The following is a 19189-nucleotide window of genomic DNA, read 5'->3' as shown; positions in this document are numbered from 1 at the left end:
CAGGTCTCCCGGATTATTTTAAATAGAGATTACTGTCGCCGTAACTTAAAAACCGGAACCCGTTTTCCAATGCGAACTGGTAAACATCCTTCCATTTGCTGCCCAAAAAGGCACTGATAAGCAGTAGTAGTGTGCTTTGTGGTTGATGGAAATTGGTAATCATCCCTCCAACAAGTTTAAACTGGTACCCCGGAACAATAATGATTTGAGTGGAGAACGACAGGTTTTCCTGTTTTTGTTTTTCAAGGTATTTCAGAATATTCTCAAGCGCCTGCTGAAGACTCACCGTCTCCTTTTTTTCGTAAGGTTCCCATTGTTCGATTTCCAGACTTTCTGTGTCAATCTGATTTTCACCCAATTTCAATCCCAGCCAGTACAAACTTTCGAGCGAACGTACTGAAGTCGTCCCCACAGCAATTATTTTTTGCTGGTTCGAAAAAAGTTCTTCTATAAAAGATTTGGGAACAACCACTTTTTCGTGATGCATGGAATGCATTCCGATGTTCTCCGATTTTACTGGTTGAAACGTTCCGGCTCCCACGTGAAGCGTAATTTCGCGCGGTTGAATATTCTTTGCCGCCAATTGATTTAAAACCTGCTCCGTAAAATGTAGCCCGGCTGTGGGCGCTGCCACTGAGCCGTCATTCCGGGCATACACTGTTTGGTAAGTAACCTCATCGGCCGGCTCCGTTTCTCTTTTTAAGTAGGGTGGAAGCGGCAAAGTACCCGCTTTTTCGATGATTTCAGCAAATGAAAACCTTCCATTCCAGGTAAATTCAATCAGGAGTGTATTGTTTTGCTCTCCTGCCTTCCTGGCCTTCAGCTTTACCGTTTTTCCTCCGATTTCAATGTCTGCTGATAGTTCCGTTTCTTTCCATTTTTTTGCATTGCCCACCATGCACTTCCAAACTGCTCTTTCTGTTTGCTGAAAAGCAACCTGATAGTCCGAAGGGTGTACCGGTTCCAGACAAAAAATTTCAATTTTGGCACCCGTCTCTTTCCAAAAAAACAGGCGGGCATGTATTACGCGGGTATTATTGAAGACCAGCATCGAATCTTTCGGAATATATTCAGTGATGTTTTTGAAAATGTCCTTTTCTATATGACCGTTTTGCCAAACCAGGAGGTTAGAACCGTCACGCTCTTTCAGCGGATACCTGGCAATCCGGTTATCGGGCAGCGAATAACTGAAGTCGCTGATTTTTATTTTTTTATAATCTGACAAAATTTTTCTTTTTTATTCGGCACAAAATTAACCCAAAAATTGAATGCATAAAAAAATAGTACTTTTGCGGGAAAGTCAGAAAAGATGATAAAAATAGGCGACAAAGTGAAGTTTTTAAACGATGTTGGCGGAGGAACGGTAACTGCTTTCATCGGAAAAAATATGGTGAAGGTGGAGAATCAGGATGGTTTTGAAGTTCCCTGTCTCATTTCGCAATTGATAAATGTTGACGATCCTGCACTTAATAAAGGAGACCGGGAGGTAGCGCCCTCACCTGCAGAGGAAGTCATTTCTCCCGTTGTTCAGGAAGAAGAATCCGAAGGAAAAATTTTGGCCGGGAAAGATTCTCCCCATTTTTATTTTTGCTGCGTTCCTTTCGACTCAAAGAACCCATTAGGTGGTGATATCGATTTTTACCTGGTGAACGACAGCAACTTTACACTGCTGTTCCGCTATGCCCATTTCAGGGAAAACCGGTACGAAACAATTTTGTCGGGAACAGTGCCTCCCAACTCGAAAGAAAATCTGGAAACTATCGGGCCGGGCGACCTGTCTGATTTACCGGAATATTGTTTCCAATTGCTGTATTTTTCCGGTGAAGAAAAGGAGTGGAATCCAGCTGTCTCCAAAAAATTCAAGATAAATCCGGTGAAGTTTTATAAGGAGAAGAGTTTTCAGTCCAACTCATTTTTTTCAAAAAATGCCCTGGTTTATCAAATAGCTGAAAATATTTTAAATACTGAAATTGATAAATTAACCGAGGATGATTTCCGGAAAGTTACGAAGTCTAAGTTGGAAAAGGTACAGAAGAAGGAACCTCCCAAACAGCAAAATTCTGAAATTATAGAAGTGGATTTGCATATTCATGAACTGATTGACAACACCGCCGGGCTAAGTAACAAGGAGATTCTTGGTATTCAAATGGACAAAGTGGAAACCGAAATGCATGCAGGTATCCGGTCGCGGGCCAAACGTATTGTTTTTATTCATGGCGTAGGACAGGGAGTGCTGAAACAGGAGGTTGCCAAACTACTCAAAATCAAATTTCCAAAATATTCTTTTCAGGATGCCTCGTTCAAGGAATACGGTTACGGGGCAACGATGGTGATGCTGAGAAAAAAGTAGCTCAAAGGATGGTGTTCCGATTTTTGCTGTAATCGGATTCTTTAGGCGCAAGGCATTAAACTTGAAGCTAAAAAGTATTACTTTTGCACCGGCAGGCCGCTTTATCGCTCCCGGTTTAGGTTGGGAGAGGAAAGTCCGGGCAACGCAGGGCGCCGTGCTTCCTAACGGGAAGATCTTTGAAAGGGGATAGTAGTGTAACAGAAAATAACCACCTCTCCCGATTGCGATTGGGACGGGGAACGGGTGAAAAGGTGGGGTAAAAGCCTACCGGTGGCCGTGGCAACACAGTCAGCCGTACACCTCACGGGTTGCAAAGCCAAATATATTCTGATTGCGCGGCTGTTGCAGCGCAGCGAGGTTGCCCGCTTCGTTTCCGGATGCACACCGGATGTCAGGAGGGGTAGGCTGCAATGATCCCGGCAGTGATGCCGGGGCCAGATAAATGATAAAGGTCCTGATGCAAATTAGGATACAGAATCCGGCTTACAGGCCTGCCATTTTTTATTTTTATAACCTTTTTTCTAAACTTCTGGTTTTATCGTATCCGTTTGCTGGTACTTAGGAACCTATTTTTCAATGTGAACAGTTCTGTTCCCTATTTTTTTAGATAAAGGTTGACTGGGGAGTTTAACTGTCGCGGCGCACTCTGGGTTGAACGAAACCGGAAAGAACAGGATATTGGGAATTCAAAAAAACAGGGTACTGGAATGTTTTCGTTTTCCATTAATTGCTATCCTTGCACTATAATGGTAAATGAGTTGAATTTTCAAAGAAATGTTTGTATGAGGTACAAGTGTCTGATTTTTGATAACGACGGTGTTTTGATAGACAGTGAAATCATTTCAAACAAAGTGATGGTGGAAATGGCAAAATCTGTTGGGGTTGATATCGATATGGATTATGCCATGAAGAATTTTTCGGGTGTCTCCCTGCAAAGCACCATGGATTATGTGGAGAGGGAAGCAGGAGAAAAATTACCGGCTGATTTTGAACAGGAATTCCGAAAACGAACTTTTGAGTTATTTAAGACGGATTTAAAACCGGTTGAAGGTGTGGCTGCACTCTTGGATAAAATAACGGTTCCGTGTTGTGTGGCTTCGAGTGGGCCGCGCAAAAAGCTGGAATTGAGCTTAGAAGTTACCAATCTTCTTCATAAATTTGAAAACCGAATTTTTAGTTGTTACGATATTGGGGTTTGGAAACCGAATCCGGATATCTTTTTATACGCTGCCGAAGAGATGGGGTTTAAACCCAATGAGTGTGCGGTAATTGAAGACAGTCTGGCTGGCGTAAAGGCAGCCAGGGCAGGAGGTTTTGATGTGTTTGGTTTTGCAAACGAACGCAATAAAGAAGAGTTTGAAAAGCTTGGAGCAGTTGTGTTCTTTAGTATGGACGAACTGGCCGGGCTGCTCGAATTGCAGTGAGATTTTTAATATTCGATGTTTCGGAATGAGTGATCAAAAGAGAATGATGAGATGTTTCATTACATTGTTGGATATTTTCCAAAATTGATACATGAAAAAAGCGCGCACTACCATTACTGATATTGCCCGGGAATTAAATATTTCCCCTTCAACAGTTTCGAGGGCGTTGAATAACCACCCGGCCATCAGTAAAAAAACACGTGATGCGGTTATTGAACTGGCCAAGACACTGAATTATCAACCGAATCTTTTGGCGCTAAATCTGCTGAGAAAGCGCACCAACACTATCGGGATCATTGTTCCGGAAATCACCAGTTCCTTTTTTTCTTCTGTTATCAACGGCATTCAGGATCTGCTTAGTCCACTGGGGGTGAATATGATGATTAGCCAGTCGAATGAATCAATGGAAGAAGAAAAGTCAATTCTCCGGTCTTTTGCGTCCATCCGGGTTGATGGATTTTTAATTTCACCTTCGTCTGAAACAAAAAATTTTGATCACCTGAAAATTTTAACCGACAACAATATCCCGCTGGTAATTTTTGACCGTGATTGCGAGGGGCTGGAAGTGGATAAGGTATTTGTGGATGAGTACAGTGGTGCGTTTCAGGCAGTAGAATACCTGGTTAAAACCGGATGCCGGCGCATTGCCCATATTGCCGGGCCGTTAAGTCTCTCCACGGCAAGGCACCGGCTGAAAGCGTATAAAGATGCCCTGGCACTTCACCATGTTCCGGTGAAAGAAGAATATATTGTAGAAAGTTCGGGGTTTACCCCGGAGCATGGTATTAAACCTACCCAAAAGTTGCTTGCACTGCCAAGCCCACCCGATGCCGTATTTGCCATTAACGATGGAGTGGCCATTGGGGCGATGTATGTTATTAAGAAGGCCGGCCTTGTTATTCCCGATGAAATATCGGTGGTAGGTTTTGACGATGATCCTCATTCCTGCTACTTTAGTCCTTCTCTGTCAACCGTTTGGCAGCCAACCTATGAGTTGGGCATGTTATCGGCCCGGATCCTGATGAAACGAATAAACTCCAATAACGACCTTTCTGACATCAGAGTGGAAGAGTTGTATCCTGAACTTATTGTCAGAGGTTCGTCAAAATAATCAGACAATACTTTTCGGTTTCCATATACTCCGAACCTGAACCAGGTTTTGTACTGTTATCCCTTTTTCTGATACGAATTCCTTTTTCGATATTTATATTGTTGTATTCCAGTTTGTTATTGTGTGGCTCTGCTTTTTTTGATAAAAAGACAAACAGGTGTTTTTATGCAAAGGTTTGCATAAACATTTCCTCCTATTTATTTGGATTCAATATGAATTAAGGTTTAAATTTCGGTTTTAATTAGTGTGTAATCTATTGTTTTTCAGTATATGCTGGTTTCAACAAAAGAAATATTTAGGAAATGTTACCGAAGGTACGGAATTGCGGCAGTTAATGTTTGGAGCATGGAACAAATCCATGGTTTGTTCAGGGCAGCTCAAAAAGCAAATGCGCCTTTTATTGTACAAACAACTCCGGTAGCCAGGAATTATGCCCATCCTGAAATGTTGCTTGCAATGATTTCGGCTGCGGCAAAAATATATCCCGATACGGTTTTTGCCATCCATCTTGATCATGGGAACAGGGAACATGTTTTTGATTGCATTGAATCCGGCGGCTATACATCGGTTATGATTGATGCTTCTCACGAATCTTTTGGAGAGAATGTCTCCATTACAAAGGAAGTGGTAAAGAAGGCACATGCCAAAAATATTACTGTTGAGGCCGAGCTGGGCGTTTTGAGCGGCGTAGAAGATGATATTACTGTGGATGAAAAGAGCAAAAAATATACGCGTCCGGCAGAAGTGGAGGAGTTTGTCAATCAAACAGGCTGCGACAGTCTCGCAGTAGCCGTGGGTACCAGTCATGGAGCCTACAAGTTTTCGGGAGGGCTGGGTTTGCAGTTTGACATCCTTGAAGAAATTCAAAACAGGCTGCCTTTTTTTCCGCTTGTCCTGCATGGCGGTTCTGCCGTAAATTTTGAGGAGATCCAGCGAATTAACGCTTCCGGGGGCCAGCTTGGTACCGATGCCCGGGGGGTTTCAGACGAAGAGTTGGTGAGAGCCATTCAGTACGGTGTATGCAAAATAAATATTGCCACCGATGCCCGCCTTATCTGGACCCGCGTACACCGGGAATTTTTCAAACTTTCTCCCGCGCTTTTCGATCCCATTGTTCCGGGAAAATCATTTATGAAGGAGTATGAGAAATTTATCCTGGAAAAATTCGAACTACTGAAAGCAACAGGAAAAGCTGTCGAACTAAAATAATTAAATATGAAACAAGACAAAAAATACCCGCTTCTGGCAAAGCCAACCTCTGGGTTCGGGATTTATCAGAGTATTTTGAAAGAAGAAGCGGGCTGGCAATTCCTGAACTTTCAGGCCCGCTTAATGAAACAAGGGGAAAAATGGTCGGCAGATACCCTGGGGAATGAGTATGCTATTATTTTACTGGGCGGCAATTTCTCCGTAAAATCTGATAAGGGAGAATGGGTAACAGGGAACGGACGAAAAGATGTTTTCAGTGGAATTGCCCATTCATTGTACCTTCCGAGAAATACCCGGTTTGAGTTAACGGCTGAAAGTGAAACGCTGGATATTGCCTACGGCTGGTGCAAAACAGATGAGGATCATCCGGCCTGTTTTAAACGCCCGGAGGAAGCAGCGATTGAAATCCGCGGCGGCGATAATGCCACGCGCCAGATTAACAGCCTGCTGCAGCCTGGTTTTGATTGCCACCGGTTAGTGTCTGTCGAGGTTTATACACCTTCCGGAAACTGGAGTTCTTTTCCGGCACATAAACACGACGAACGCAAAGTAGATGCCGAAGGAAATGTATCGGAAGCCTGCCTTGAAGAAACCTATTTTTACAAAATAGACAAACCTCAGGGATTTGCAATTCAGCAAATTTATAATGATGACCGGAGTCTGGATGAAATTGCCGTGGCCCGGAATAACGACGTGGTGCTGGTTCCGAGAGGTTACCATCCCGTGGTGGCCGGGCATGGTTACAATGTGTATTATCTCAATTTCCTGACTGGAAGCGATCAGTCCCTTTCAAATACCGACGACCCGGACCATAAATGGATTTACAATTCGTGGAAAGGAAAAGACCCCAGAATACCGATGGTAACTGCTGACATGAACAATAAATAAAATCAATATGACAGACCAGGAAAAAAAATACGATGTAATCACTTACGGCAGGTCATCCATCGACCTTTATTCACAAAAGGTTGGAAGCCGGTTCGAAGAGATTCCGGGATTTCATGCATTTGTGGGCGGTTCGCCTTTAAATATTGCCGTGGGTTGCAGCAGGCTGGGATTAAAAGCTTCCCTGCTTAGTGGTGTGGGTAAAGACAAGGTGGGAGATTTTCTCATTCATTTTTTGGAAGAGGAAAAGGTAATTACTGAAAATGTCCCCGTTATTGAGGGGGCCCGCACGTCGGCGGTGCTACTGGGAATTGAGCCCCCCGACCGGTTCCCGCTGGTTTACTACCGCGATAACTGCGCCGATTCGCAAATCAATATCGATCATGTGTTGAATGCAGGAATAGAGAAGTCGAGGCTGCTCGAAGTTTCGGGAACGGCTTTAAACATTGAACCGACGCGGAGTGCCGCATTTCTGGCGGCTGAGATTGCCCGTAAAAATGAAATTCCGGTGATGCTCGATCTCGATTTCCGCGCCGACCAATGGTACGATATCCGCGCATTTGGAATAACAACAAGAGCTTTTATGCGCAACGTAAACATTGTTTTGGGAACAGAAGAAGAGATTTTGGCGGCATTCCTTGCCGATAAATCACAATTGGTTATCAGCCACCAGCAGATTTCAGCTCCGGAGATAAAAGGAGATATTGACGAAGCTATCCGCGGAATTTTACAGCTGGGCGTAGATGCGTTGATTGTAAAAACCGGATCGCGTGGCGCCGTAGTTTACCTGCCCGATGGAACAGTACAAAAAGTTCCCGGCTTTCCTGTTGAGGTGGTCAATATTCTGGGAGCGGGTGATGCATTTGCCGCCGGCTTTATTTATGGCTATCTGAAAGGCTGGGACTGGTACAAATGCTGCCGGATGGGAAATGCCTGCGGAGCGCATGTCGTTACCCAGTTGGGCTGTGCCAATTTTACGCCTTATGAAAAAGAAATTTTAGCATTTATTGAATCGAGAGGAGGGTTTTGAAATGAAGACAAAAAGACTTACTGTTGCCCAGGCAACCATTGAATTCCTCAAAAACCAATATTCTGAACGTGACGGAACAGAGCAACCTTTTTTTGCCGGGTGTTTTGGAATTTTTGGGCACGGCAACCTGGCCGGGTTTGGTCAGGCGCTCCAGCAGTCGCCTGATTTTCGATACTACATGGTTCGCAACGAGCAGGCGGCAGTGCACACCGCCGCCGGTTACGCCAAAATGAAAAACAGGCTGTCAACTTTTGTTTGTACCTCTTCCATCGGACCCGGCGCCACCAATATGATTACCGCTGCAGCAGGCGCCACCATTAACCGGCTTCCCGTTTTGCTTTTGCCCGGCGATATTTTTGCCACCCGGATTGTTGCTCCGGTTTTGCAGCAACTGGAATCGGCCGTTTCTCAGGATTTTTCAGTTAATGATTGTTTTAAACCCGTTTCAAAATACTGGGATCGCATTAATCGTCCCGAACAGTTAATTACCGCTCTTCCCGAAGTGATGCGTGTGCTCACTTCACCGGCAGATACCGGAGCTGTTACTCTTTGTATTCCACAGGATGTGCAGGCTGAAGCGTATGATTTTCCGGCGGAGTTATTTGAAAGACGGGTTTGGCACATTCCCCGCCCGCGTCCCGATGTGAATGCATTACTGCGCGCTGTAAACTGGATCCTTTCAGCCCGGAAACCGGTAATAATAGCCGGCGGCGGCGTTATTTACAGCGAAGCGGAGGAAGCCCTGAAAACACTTGTTCACCAGACAGGTATTCCCGTTGCTGAAACATTTGCCGGGAAAGGGTCGCTGCCATACGATGATCCGCATAACCTGGGAGCTGCCGGTGCCACCGGAACTGAGGGAGCCAACGCTGTTTGTGCCGAAGCCGATTTGGTTCTCGGAATCGGTACCCGGTACAGCGATTTTACCACCGCCTCCAAAACAGTATTTCAAAATAAAAACGTCAGATTTATCAATATAAACATTGCCGAATTTGATGCTTACAAACACAGTGCGCTGGCCCTCACGGGCGATGCAAAAGTGATTCTTGAAGAACTTGCTCAAAAGCTGGAGTCGTATAAAGTGGATGATAACTACCGGAAAAGTGCGGCCGATTTTAACAAGAGCTGGGACGAAAAAGTAGCATTGGCCTATCAGGCAGAAAATAATGCAATTCCCAGTCAGGCGGAGGTAATTGGCGCAGTGAATAATTTCTCCAAACCTGAAGATATCGTCCTTTGTGCTGCGGGAAGCGCCCCGGGCGATTTGCATAAACTCTGGCGTACCCGGAATTCAAAAGGATTTCATTTGGAATACGGATATTCCTGTATGGGGTATGAGATTTCCGGAGGATTGGGAGCCAAAATGGCTTGTCCTGACAGGGAAATCTATGTCATTGTAGGGGATGGCGGATACCTCATGATGCCTTCTGAGATTATAACCTCGTTACAGGAAGGCTTCAAGTTAACTGTTATTCTTATTGATAACAAGGGGTTTGCAAGCATTGGAGGGCTTTCAAAATCAATTGGAAGCGGTGGATTCGGAACAAAATATTCTTTCCGGAATAAAGAAGGTTACCTCGAAGGAGAGTCGTTGCCGGTTGATCTGGTGCTCAATGCCCAAAGTCTTGGAGCAAAAGTGTACAAAACAACAGATATCGCTTCCTTTAATGAGGCTCTGGGAAATGCCCAAAAGGAAAAACAGACAACTGTTATTTACATTGAAACGGTTCCTGAACGGAAAATGGCTGGTTACGGTTACGCCTGGTGGGATGTGCCGGTTGCGGAAGTATCCGAATCGGAATCTGTTCAAAAAGCGCGGCAGAACTATGATGAGCAAAAGAAAAAACAACGCTACTATTTATAAACGATAACTGGTTTTATGGAAAAGTGAAGGGCTGAATCTCAATGTGTCGCTATCTGCCTGCCAGGAGCGGTGCTTTAGGACAGGGGGCGGCTTTCTTTTTTATGATTCTGACTAAGCCTTATAAAATCCCGGTAGCTTGCCAGTGTAAAAAGCAATATCAATGAATTGGGTAAAGATTCTGCGGGGCGCTGGCAAAATACAATTAAACCGAACGAATATGATACGATATCAAAAAGTAAAAATTTTGGATTCTGTTGCAGGAATAGGAACCCTCAATAACACCAGGTTGTTATGCAAACCGTTTTAACATTTGTCGGCTTTACCGCTTTTGTGGCATTTTATGCCTGGTATAAACTGCGAAAAGATAAAATGGATTCTTCCGACGGATATTTTCTTGGAGGAAGAAGTCTGTCAGGTATTATTATTGCCGGCTCCATGTTACTCACAAATATTTCTACCGAACACCTGATTGGTATGAACGGCTTATCCTATAAAAACGGGTTTATTGTTATTGCCTGGGAGGTTACTTCGGCCCTGGCGTTGGTTGTGGCTGCACTTTACTTTATCCCGAAATACCTCCAAATGGGATTGACTACCATTCCCGAATATCTTGAAAAACGTTTCGATGGAACAACCCGCAGTCTGATTGCATTATTTCTTGTTGTCTCTTTTGTAGTTACGCTTTTGCCTATAGTTTTGTATACGGGGGCCATCAATCTTGAGAGTATTTTTAATATCTCCGAAGTTTTTGGGGTGAGCAAATCAAAGGGGTTGTGGATGACAGTCGTTGCGATTGGTATTATCGGCTCATTGTATGCTATTTTTGGCGGGTTGAAGGCTGTGGCCGTTTCTGATACGGTTAATGGTTACGGGTTGCTTATCGGGGGGCTGCTGGTTCCGGTGCTTGCTCTTGTCAGTATTGGCGATGGAAATATTCTTGAGGGCATTTCGAAAGTGTATGAGAATGCGCCGGAGAAGTTTAATGTAATCGGTGCAAAAGATTCGGTAATGCCCTTTGGAGTGCTTTTTACCGGGTTGGTTATCAACCAGCTTTATTTCTGGGGAATGAACCAAACCATCATCCAGCGGGCATTTGGGGCCAAAAATCTGAAAGAAGCCCAGAAAGGGTTACTCTATACAGGTATTTTAAAAATTTTGATACCTGTCATTATTGTACTTCCGGGGGTGATTGGATTCTATTATTTCGGTGATTCACTTTACGATAACCAGGATTATATTTATCCGGCTCTTATCAAAAAAGTGTTGCCCCTAAGTTTTGTGGGTTTTTTTGCCGCAGTTGTTATGGGAGCGGTACTCAGCACTTTCAACAGTGTTTTAAACAGTGCTGCAACCATATTCAGCATTGATGTTTATAAACGGCTGATTAACAAAAATGCCGACGAAAAACGCCTGGTTTGGATTGGGAGGGCTACTTCTTCTGTGCTTGCTATTTTTGCCATTCTGTCTGCGCCGTTTGTGGCGAACGCTCCCGAAGGGTTATACCAGTTGCTTCAACAGTTGAACGGTATTTTTTTCATTCCCATTGCCTCCATCATGCTGGCCGGTTTTTTTCTGAAAAATATTTCGGCAATTGCGGCCAAGGCTGCCCTGTTTTTCGGACTGGCCTTTTATCTGTTAACCAGTTTCGTTTTTAAAATTAATATTCACTTTATCCACCTCTGGGGAATTGAATTTGTTTTGAATATGATTCTGATGTTCATCGTGTCAGCCTACTATCCACGCAAAACATTTGAAGACAAAGTGGTTACCCTGAAAGTGGATATGAAAAGATGGAAATATGCCTACCATCTTTCGGCTGTACTGGTCGTAGTAACCATTCTGATTTACATTTTATTGGGGAATACATTATGACTCATTTAACCAGGATAAAATTTTGAAAATTAATTACATGTCAATAAAAAAGCGTATATGGAAGTACTAAAAAATTACATTAACGGAAGCTGGGTTGAAAGCGGGGAGCATCAGACAATTGATGTTATTAACCCGGCCAACCAGGAAGTATTGGGGAAAGTACCCTACGGTGAAAAAACCACTGGTGATGTTGATTCGGCTGTTGCCGCTGCAAGCGAAGCTTTAAAACAATGGCGGGAGTTCCCGGTAATGAAACGTGTTCAGCCACTCTATAAACTAAAACAGTTACTGGAAGAGAATATCGATGAACTTGGACGGCTGATTACCCTGGAGTGTGGGAAAAGTTTTGTGGAGTCGAAGGCCGAAATGCAGCGGGCTATAGAGAACGTAGAAACGGCCTGTGCCACCCCCACACTAATGCAGAGCGAATTTTCTGAGAATGTGGCCACCGGCATTGATGAATTTATGATCCGGCAACCTGTCGGAGTCTGTGCCTGTATTGCTCCGTTCAATTTTCCGGGAATGATTCCGTTCTGGTTTTTACCTTACGCCATTGCCTGTGGAAACAGTTTTATCATCAAACCTTCGGAGAAAGTGCCACTAACCATGATGAAGGTGTTTGAGCTTATCGACCAGCTCGACGATCTGCCCAAAGGGCTAATAAACCTGGTGCATGGAGGGAAACCCAGTGTAGATGCTTTGCTTGATCATCCGGAAATAAAAGCTGTAAGTTTTGTAGGATCGACCCGGGTAGCCCGGTACATTTATCAGCGTGGAACGGCAAATGGCAAACGTGTTCAGGCACAAGGTGGGGCTAAAAATCCGCTAATCGTAATGCCGGATGCCGATATCGAAATAACCGCCAGGGTGGTGGCCGACAGTGTTTACGGATGCGCTGGTCAGCGCTGCCTTGCTGCTTCAAATATTATTGCAGTGGCTGATACGAAAGGTGTTATAAAAGAAGCACTGGTTGAAGCGGCCAAACAAAAAACCACTGGTTTCGGGCTGGATGAAGGCATTGAAATGGGACCGGTAATCACTGCTGAAAGTAAAACCCGGATTGAAGGGCTTATTGCAAAAGGCATCGATGAGGGAGCTACCCCTCTTCTTGATGGGCGTAATGCTAAAATCAGCGGGTACGAAAAGGGGAATTTTATTAAACCCACCATCCTTGAAAATGTAGCCCTGGACGGGGAAGTTATAAACACTGAAATTTTTGGTCCGGTGATGAGCCTGCTGCAAATGGATTCAATCGAAAAGGCCATTGACTTTGTGAATCGCAATAATTACGGAAATATGGCCTGCCTGTTTACAACCAGCGGATTAAACGCCCGGATGTTTCGGAACCAGGCAAATGCCGGGAATATAGGGATCAACATTGGAGTGGCTGCGCCCATGGCACAGTTCCCGTTTAGCGGCTGGAACGACAGTTTTTTTGGTGACTTGCACGGACAAGGAAGACATGCCATCGAATTTTTTACACAAACAAAAGTGGTGATTGAACGGTGGCCTAAAGAATGGACAAGAAAGTTTTAAACGAATGAAGTATGATACAAATCGCAAATGCTCCCTGTTCCTGGGGAGCCCTCGAATTTGAAATGGAAGGAAAGGCGCTGGGCTATCAGCAGGTGCTTTCCGAAATGGTGGAAACCGGCTATGCCGGTACCGAACTGGGCGATTGGGGGTTTATGCCAACCGATCCGACCTTATTGAAAAATTTACTGCGGGAGAAAAACCTAAAATTGGTGGGAGCTTTTGTTCCGGTGGCATTTTCAAACCCGGATGCCCACGATGCAGGAGTTGAGCAGGCATTGAAAACCGCCAAACTTATGTTTGAGGCTGGTTACCCCGGCGCTTTTATTATTTTGGCTGATAACAACGGTTCGGTGGAAGAAAGGGTAAAAAATGCCGGTAAGATTACCCCGGAAATGGGCCTGACCGAAAACCAGTGGAAAGTATTTGCCACAGGTGTTGAAAAAGTGGCAAAAGCAGTAAAAGACATTTTTGGCATGCGTACCGTTTTTCACCATCATTGTGCAGGGTATGTGGAAGCACCTTGGGAACTGGATAGTTTGATGAACCTTACGGATCCTGAGCTGCTTGGGTTGTGCCTTGATATGGGGCATTATGCTTTTGGTGGTGGTGACCCGGTACATGCCTTGAAGAAATATTACAGCCGCATATGGCATGTTCATTTTAAGGATTATGATCCGGCGGTGGGTGAAGATGCCGTTCAAAAGGGATACGATTATTTTAAAGCAGTAGAGAAGGCCGTTTTTTGTGAACTGGGAAAGGGTAATGTCGATTTTAAAACGATTGTAAATATCCTGAAAGAAAAGGAATATGATGGCTGGATTGTAGTAGAACAAGATGTGTTGCCCGGAATGGGCTCGCCTAAAAAGTGTGCTGTGTGGAACAGACAATTTATTCAATCACTCGGATTTTAAATAAATAAACCAAAATGGAAAAACTAAAAGTAGCTGTTGCCGGGTTGGGTCGCATTGGTAAGATTCACCTGAAAAATTTGTGCCGCAACTTCCCCGAAATAGAAGTGCTGGCAGTAATGGATGTTTTTGACGAATCGGAAGCAATTGCCAGGGAATTTAACATTCCTGTATTTGTGAAAGATTTTGATGAATTATTGGCAGTAAGCGGGGTGGATGCTGTTGTTATTTGCTCCCCGACCGATACACATGCCGATTATGTAGTTAAGGCTGCAAAAGCCGGGAAGAACATTTTTTGCGAAAAACCACTGGACCTTTCCCTTAGTAGGGTTCTGGAAGTTTTAAAAATTGTAGATGAAAGCGGAGTAAGGCTGATGATGGGGTTTAACCGCCGTTTCGATCCGGAGTTTAAAAGAATTCGGCAACTGGTTGAAGACGGTTCTGTGGGTGATGTTCATATTGTGAAAATTACCAGCCGCGATCCCGCCCCGCCACCGGTTTCCTATATTAAGGTTTCAGGAGGATTGTTTCTTGATATGACAATCCATGATTTTGATATGGCACGCTACATTTCCGGTAAACAGGTGAAAGAAGTATTCGCCAAAGGAACAGTAATGGTAGACCCGGAAATCGGTAAAGCCGGGGATATTGATACGGCTGTTATAACCCTTACCTTCGAAGACGATACCATGGCTATAATCGATAACAGCAGGAAAGCGGTTTATGGTTATGATCAGCGTCTTGAAGTATTTGGAAATAAAGGCATGGCAATAGCCGAAAATAATTTTCCAAACAACCACAAACTATACACCCATGCGGGTGTTTCGGGCGACCTGCCTTTGCACTTTTTCCTGGAAAGATACGAGGCTTCCTATAACCAGGAAGTCAGGGAGTTTATCGATGCTTTGGTTTCCGGAGGTGACATGCCGGTGGACGGAAAAGACGGGTTGCTTTCCATTGCTATTGGACTGGCAGCCAAAAAATCGATGGAAGAAGGGAGACCAGTGAAGGTGAATGAGATTTTGGGTTAATCTTCTGTATTAAAAATCCTTTCACTTGTCAGTCGATGTTGGCGTTAACCCTCAGGCATACACATTTAAACATCGTTATGGCCACTTCGTTGGATGCCAGACAGGTCTGGTAAATATTTTCGATACAATATTGCATTAATTTCCTTATCTGGTTTCAGTTTTTATTATTGACCGGATTATTAAATTTTTTATATCTGTCTGTTAGAGAATTAATAAATTATACTTCAGTGACTTTGTTGTACAAGTTTAAAGAACGATAAATCCATTAACAATTTTAAAAATGCCCTGCATGTTAAACCGGGTATCTGTGATTATAGAACTATATTTTTGTAATTTCGTCCTGAATTTTAAATCTGTAACCAATGAATTTCCGGTTATTACTGATTTTGTTTTTGGGGTTAAGTATCCAGGCGTGCCGGCAGCCCGCAAAATATATTTATAATGAAGGGGCCATTTATGGAACGATATATCATATTGTGTATGAAAGTCCGGATGGAAAGGATTTCCATAGTGCGATTGATTTAAAACTGGCAGAGTACAATCAAACCTTTTCAACATTTGATTCGAGTAGTGTTATTTCGAAAGTGAACGAAAACAAACCGGTGGAACTGAATGAAATATTTCTGGAATGTTATAACCGTGCTATGGAAATTTCGACCATTACCCACGGGGCTTTTGATATTACTGCCGGTCCTATGGTAAATGCCTGGGGTTTTGGGCCGGAAGAACGCCGGAAAATGACGCCGGAAATAATTGATGACCTAAAGGAGATTACCGGGTACAACAAAATTCAGCTTAAGGATGGAACGATTGTGAAGGAAAATCCTCGCATGAAGCTTGATATGAGTGCCATTGCAAAAGGATATACTTGCGATTTGGTCGGAGATTTTCTTGCTGCCAAAGGGTGCGAAAATTACATGGTGGAGATTGGCGGCGAGGTAGTAGCCAGGGGAAAAAATGAAAAGGGCAGGGTTTGGACTATCGGCATCAGTAAGCCGGATGAGACAGCCTTTTTCGCTTCCAATGATATTCAGGCTAAAGTTCAGCTTCCCGAAAATGCACTTGCTACCTCCGGGAATTACCGTAACTTTTATATAGAGGGGGGTAAAAAGTTTGCCCACACCATTGATCCGAAAACCGGATATCCGGTACAACACAGCCTGCTTAGCACTACTGTTTTGGCCGCTAATTGTATGGATGCGGATGCCTTTGCTACTGCTTTTATGGTGCTTGGTCTGGAGAAATCAATAGAGATAGCAAGGAGTATTCCGGAAATAAAAGTTTACTTTCTTTATGCCGATGCAGATGGGGCAATCCAGGTGTATATGTCAGACGACTTCAAAGAGCACCTGGCAGAATAATTTTAGATGAATAGGATTTTAGGGAGTTAAGTGATGGGATAACTTAGAGTCATGCTATCACTGAGGGGATTACCTGAAAACTTATTTGCTGATGTTAACAATTTTTACGCTTTTGAAATCCACTTTCTTCTCTACTTTTGCCCGTTCGATTTTGTCCTGGGTTTGTGCACAGGCAATACCCTGCTTTTTCAGATACTTGTTTCCCCCAACATGCGTGTTGGGAAATTTACCTCCCCGCTTAAGTAAGATTTGGGTAGCAAGCCCCAGCATAGCGATAGCAACCAATGCTACTGCGAGTAAAATAACTTTGATAATTTCCATCTTTTTATCTCCTTTTTCCGTTGCAAAAGTACATCTTTCTTTTAAACCTTCTCAGAAAAAGAACCTGTTTGAAGGGAAAATGTTGCCGTCAGGCTAAAAACTTTTTGTAAGTCTTTTCAATCGTCTTGTTTTTTGTACTTTTAATACAATTTTAAAAACCAAAAAAAATGGAAAAGCATATTAACGTAGTAGCCGCCCTCCAAATCGGTTTGAGCATTTTATGTATTTTGATCGGTATTTTTCTTTTTATTGTTTTATACTTTGTGGGCGATTTAGTGGAAGATCAACAGGCGCAATTCATTTTGTCCATTATCGCCAAAATAATGACAGGTTTTATCATTTTTTTGAGCCTGCCCGGAATTATTGCCGGAATCGGGCTTTTTAGAAGAAAAGAATGGGCGCGCATACTGACGTTGATTCTTTCTGTTATTCATTTGTTGAACTTCCCGCTGGGCACTGCTGTGGGTGTGTATTCTCTTTGGGCACTGGTACAGCCCGAGGTGATGGAGCAGTTTAAAAAAGGCGAATGATACAGTATGAGATAAAAGTATTTGGAAGGGTTCAAGGCGTAGGATTTCGTTACTTTGTCCGGCAGCGGGCTGCAGAACTTAATATGAAAGGCTGGGTGAGAAATACACCCGACGGTAACGTGCTGGTAATGGCACAGGGAGATGTGACAGATATGGAAACCTTCCTGGATTATCTTCGCATAGGCCCTTCATTGGCAAGGGTAACTCGTGTTACAAAAAACGAAATGCCTGCATTGGAAGAATTTGATGACTTTCAGGTAAAATATTAACAAGTAAACAAGAAAATGACAAACTACCACCTTACTCCTTCTCAGTTTCGGGAAGAAGGGAAAAAAATTATTGACTGGATTGCCGATTATTACGAAAAAATTGAAAGTTATCCTGTTTTGTCGCAGGTGAAACCAGGTGAAATTAAAGCCGGACTACCGGAAAACCCGCCTCAAAAAGGGGAGCCTTTTGAACATATTATCCGTGATTTGGATGAGAAAATTATGCCGGGAATAACACACTGGCAGTCGCCAAATTTTTATGCATATTTCCCTTCAAATACTTCTTTTCCTTCCATCCTTGGTGACCTGGTTTCATCGGGATTGGGTGTACAGGGAATGATTTGGGCTACTAGTCCGGCAGCTACCGAACTGGAAACCCGTGTGCTCGATTGGCTGGCGGAAATGATGGATATGCCTGAAAAATTCAGATCAACCTCCACTGGCGGCGGAGTCATTCAGGATACAGCTTCTACTTCGGCGCTGACCGCCGTGATTGCCGCCCGTGAGCGTGCTACAAAGTTTAGATCCAACAAAACCGGGGTGCGGGAGATGTTGGTCGCTTATGTTTCTTCACAAACACATTCTTCATTGGAAAAAGCCATAAAAATGGCAGGAATTGGTAGTGAAAATCTCCGGTTGGTTGAGGTGGACGAGCAGTTCTCCATGCGCCCGGATTTGTTGCACGAGCTAATCCGGGAAGATAAGAAGAAGGGATTTCATCCATTTTTTGTTTGCGCGACCATTGGGACTACTTCTTCCAATGCTATAGATCCTGTGCGGAAAATCGGTGAAATATGCAAGGAAGAAAACTGCTGGCTGCATGTGGATGCGGCGATGTCGGGCACGGCCATGCTTTGTCCCGAGTTCAGGTATTTAAAAGATGGAGTGGAGTTGGCCGATAGTTACAGCTTTAATCCTCACAAATGGATGTTTGTTAACTTTGACTGCAATGTGTTTTGGGTAGCAAACCGTGAAGAACTCATCAGCACGTTCTCTATTCTTCCCGAATACCTGCGCAACAAAGCGACTGAATCGGGTGAGGTGTTTGATTATCGCGACTGGCACGTGCAACTGGGGAGGCGATTCCGATCGCTGAAACTGTGGTTTGTTATCCGGCACTACGGTGTGGAAGGACTTCAGTTTCATATCAGAAAGCATGTAGAAATAGCACAGAATTTTACCCGTTGGGTGAAGGATTCAAACGAGTTTGAAATGGTAGTAGAGCCGGCGCTCAACCTGGTTTGCTTCCGCCATAAGGCAGGCGATGATTTTAATATGGCACTAATGAATGCTGTAAACGAAACCGGTAAAGCCTTTTTTACACATACCAAGCTTAACGGGCAGGTTGTTTTACGCATGAGTATCGGTCAGACCTACACCGAAGAAGAGCACGTGAAACAAACGTGGAACCTGATTCAGAAAACAGCCGGAAGAATGACACAAGGATAAAATTATGCTTATCACTTTAAGTTGACAGTAATCAACATG

The 19189-nt window shown here is 43.8% G+C and carries 17 protein-coding genes and 1 other RNA gene; 16 read left to right on the top strand and 2 right to left on the bottom strand.

The window, feature by feature from the left end:
* Positions 1 to 13: 13 nt before the first annotated feature.
* Complete coding sequence (locus D1164_RS06210) at positions 14 to 1225, bottom strand: S-adenosylmethionine:tRNA ribosyltransferase-isomerase (RefSeq protein ID WP_206610939.1); 1212 nt, start codon at positions 1223 to 1225, stop codon at positions 14 to 16.
* A gap of 84 nt (positions 1226 to 1309) precedes the next feature.
* Here D1164_RS06210 and D1164_RS06205 point away from each other — a divergent pair, with 84 nt between their 5' ends.
* The 13 genes from D1164_RS06205 (at position 1310) to D1164_RS06145 (ending at position 16581) form a co-directional block, all read left to right on the top strand.
* Entirely contained in the window at positions 1310 to 2350 is a 1041-nt protein-coding gene (locus D1164_RS06205) for a Smr/MutS family protein (RefSeq protein ID WP_119349094.1), read from the top strand.
* An 88-nt stretch (positions 2351 to 2438) separates the two neighbouring features.
* Positions 2439 to 2852: RNase P RNA component class A (gene rnpB / locus D1164_RS06200), an RNA gene on the top strand.
* Between the two features lie 280 nt (positions 2853 to 3132).
* On the top strand, positions 3133 to 3774 hold the full coding sequence (locus D1164_RS06195) for an HAD family hydrolase (protein ID WP_119349358.1): 642 nt from the start codon (positions 3133 to 3135) through the stop codon (positions 3772 to 3774).
* 91 nt (positions 3775 to 3865) lie between these two features.
* Positions 3866 to 4885, top strand: a complete 1020-nt coding sequence (locus D1164_RS06190; protein WP_119349093.1) for a LacI family DNA-binding transcriptional regulator — start codon at positions 3866 to 3868, stop codon at positions 4883 to 4885.
* Between the two features lie 270 nt (positions 4886 to 5155).
* The gene (locus D1164_RS06185; protein ID WP_119349092.1) at positions 5156 to 6094 is read left to right on the top strand and encodes a class II fructose-bisphosphate aldolase; all 939 of its coding nucleotides are present in this window, start codon (positions 5156 to 5158) and stop codon (positions 6092 to 6094) included.
* Positions 6095 to 6100: 6 nt separating this feature from the next.
* Positions 6101 to 6982 carry a 5-deoxy-glucuronate isomerase gene (gene iolB, locus D1164_RS06180; RefSeq protein ID WP_119349091.1) on the top strand — a complete coding sequence of 294 codons (882 nt, stop codon included), beginning with the start codon at positions 6101 to 6103 and terminating at the stop codon, positions 6980 to 6982.
* A gap of 7 nt (positions 6983 to 6989) precedes the next feature.
* On the top strand, positions 6990 to 8009 hold the full coding sequence (gene iolC / locus D1164_RS06175) for a 5-dehydro-2-deoxygluconokinase (protein WP_119349090.1): 1020 nt from the start codon (positions 6990 to 6992) through the stop codon (positions 8007 to 8009).
* Position 8010: 1 nt separating this feature from the next.
* Positions 8011 to 9873, top strand: a complete 1863-nt coding sequence (gene iolD / locus D1164_RS06170) for a 3D-(3,5/4)-trihydroxycyclohexane-1,2-dione acylhydrolase (decyclizing) (RefSeq protein ID WP_119349089.1) — start codon at positions 8011 to 8013, stop codon at positions 9871 to 9873.
* Between the two features lie 291 nt (positions 9874 to 10164).
* Positions 10165 to 11745 carry a solute:sodium symporter family transporter gene (locus tag D1164_RS06165; RefSeq protein WP_119349088.1) on the top strand — a complete coding sequence of 527 codons (1581 nt, stop codon included), beginning with the start codon at positions 10165 to 10167 and terminating at the stop codon, positions 11743 to 11745.
* 57 nt (positions 11746 to 11802) lie between these two features.
* Positions 11803 to 13281 carry a CoA-acylating methylmalonate-semialdehyde dehydrogenase gene (locus tag D1164_RS06160; protein WP_119349087.1) on the top strand — a complete coding sequence of 493 codons (1479 nt, stop codon included), beginning with the start codon at positions 11803 to 11805 and terminating at the stop codon, positions 13279 to 13281.
* 11 nt (positions 13282 to 13292) lie between these two features.
* Positions 13293 to 14192, top strand: a complete 900-nt coding sequence (locus tag D1164_RS06155) for a sugar phosphate isomerase/epimerase family protein (protein ID WP_119349086.1) — start codon at positions 13293 to 13295, stop codon at positions 14190 to 14192.
* 14 nt (positions 14193 to 14206) lie between these two features.
* On the top strand, positions 14207 to 15220 hold the full coding sequence (gene iolG / locus D1164_RS06150; protein WP_119349085.1) for an inositol 2-dehydrogenase: 1014 nt from the start codon (positions 14207 to 14209) through the stop codon (positions 15218 to 15220).
* Between the two features lie 362 nt (positions 15221 to 15582).
* Complete coding sequence (locus D1164_RS06145; RefSeq protein ID WP_119349084.1) at positions 15583 to 16581, top strand: FAD:protein FMN transferase; 999 nt, start codon at positions 15583 to 15585, stop codon at positions 16579 to 16581.
* Positions 16582 to 16662: 81 nt separating this feature from the next.
* Here the strand turns inward: D1164_RS06145 and D1164_RS06140 are convergent, their stop codons facing one another.
* Complete coding sequence (locus D1164_RS06140; RefSeq protein WP_119349083.1) at positions 16663 to 16902, bottom strand: hypothetical protein; 240 nt, start codon at positions 16900 to 16902, stop codon at positions 16663 to 16665.
* A gap of 167 nt (positions 16903 to 17069) precedes the next feature.
* On the opposite strand from D1164_RS06140, the gene D1164_RS06135 reads away from it, so the two are divergent.
* The 3 genes from D1164_RS06135 to D1164_RS06125 are packed head-to-tail and all read left to right on the top strand — an operon-like array spanning position 17070 to position 19150.
* A complete protein-coding gene (locus tag D1164_RS06135) occupies positions 17070 to 17432 on the top strand; it encodes a hypothetical protein (protein ID WP_119349082.1) in 363 nt (120 codons plus the stop codon).
* The gene (locus D1164_RS06130) at positions 17429 to 17701 is read left to right on the top strand and encodes an acylphosphatase (RefSeq protein WP_119349081.1); all 273 of its coding nucleotides are present in this window, start codon (positions 17429 to 17431) and stop codon (positions 17699 to 17701) included. The genes D1164_RS06135 and D1164_RS06130 overlap by 4 nt, the downstream gene beginning before the upstream one ends.
* Positions 17702 to 17716: 15 nt before the next feature.
* The gene (locus D1164_RS06125; RefSeq protein ID WP_119349080.1) at positions 17717 to 19150 is read left to right on the top strand and encodes a pyridoxal-dependent decarboxylase; all 1434 of its coding nucleotides are present in this window, start codon (positions 17717 to 17719) and stop codon (positions 19148 to 19150) included.
* Positions 19151 to 19189 lie beyond the last annotated feature (39 nt).

This window comes from Mariniphaga sediminis (assembly GCF_003573545.1).
Taxonomy (GTDB): Bacteria; Bacteroidota; Bacteroidia; order Bacteroidales; family Prolixibacteraceae; genus Mariniphaga; species Mariniphaga sediminis.
Note: the sequence above shows the minus strand (reverse complement) of the source record. Positions and strands in the feature narration are given on the sequence as shown.

Bases quoted from the DNA above. Each gene is read 5' to 3' on its own strand.
- D1164_RS06205 (WP_119349094.1), top strand. From the start codon at position 1,310: ATGATAAAAATAGGCGACAAAGTGAAGTTTTTAAACGATGTTGGCGGA.
- D1164_RS06195 (WP_119349358.1), top strand. From the start codon at position 3,133: ATGAGGTACAAGTGTCTGATTTTTGATAACGACGGTGTTTTGATAGAC.
- D1164_RS06190 (WP_119349093.1), top strand. From the start codon at position 3,866: ATGAAAAAAGCGCGCACTACCATTACTGATATTGCCCGGGAATTAAAT.
- D1164_RS06185 (WP_119349092.1), top strand. From the start codon at position 5,156: ATGCTGGTTTCAACAAAAGAAATATTTAGGAAATGTTACCGAAGGTAC.
- iolB (WP_119349091.1), top strand. From the start codon at position 6,101: ATGAAACAAGACAAAAAATACCCGCTTCTGGCAAAGCCAACCTCTGGG.
- iolC (WP_119349090.1), top strand. From the start codon at position 6,990: ATGACAGACCAGGAAAAAAAATACGATGTAATCACTTACGGCAGGTCA.
- iolD (WP_119349089.1), top strand. From the start codon at position 8,011: ATGAAGACAAAAAGACTTACTGTTGCCCAGGCAACCATTGAATTCCTC.
- D1164_RS06165 (WP_119349088.1), top strand. From the start codon at position 10,165: ATGCAAACCGTTTTAACATTTGTCGGCTTTACCGCTTTTGTGGCATTT.
- D1164_RS06160 (WP_119349087.1), top strand. From the start codon at position 11,803: ATGGAAGTACTAAAAAATTACATTAACGGAAGCTGGGTTGAAAGCGGG.
- D1164_RS06155 (WP_119349086.1), top strand. From the start codon at position 13,293: ATGATACAAATCGCAAATGCTCCCTGTTCCTGGGGAGCCCTCGAATTT.
- iolG (WP_119349085.1), top strand. From the start codon at position 14,207: ATGGAAAAACTAAAAGTAGCTGTTGCCGGGTTGGGTCGCATTGGTAAG.
- D1164_RS06145 (WP_119349084.1), top strand. From the start codon at position 15,583: ATGAATTTCCGGTTATTACTGATTTTGTTTTTGGGGTTAAGTATCCAG.
- D1164_RS06140 (WP_119349083.1), bottom strand. From the start codon at position 16,902: ATGGAAATTATCAAAGTTATTTTACTCGCAGTAGCATTGGTTGCTATC.
- D1164_RS06135 (WP_119349082.1), top strand. From the start codon at position 17,070: ATGGAAAAGCATATTAACGTAGTAGCCGCCCTCCAAATCGGTTTGAGC.
- D1164_RS06130 (WP_119349081.1), top strand. From the start codon at position 17,429: ATGATACAGTATGAGATAAAAGTATTTGGAAGGGTTCAAGGCGTAGGA.
- D1164_RS06125 (WP_119349080.1), top strand. From the start codon at position 17,717: ATGACAAACTACCACCTTACTCCTTCTCAGTTTCGGGAAGAAGGGAAA.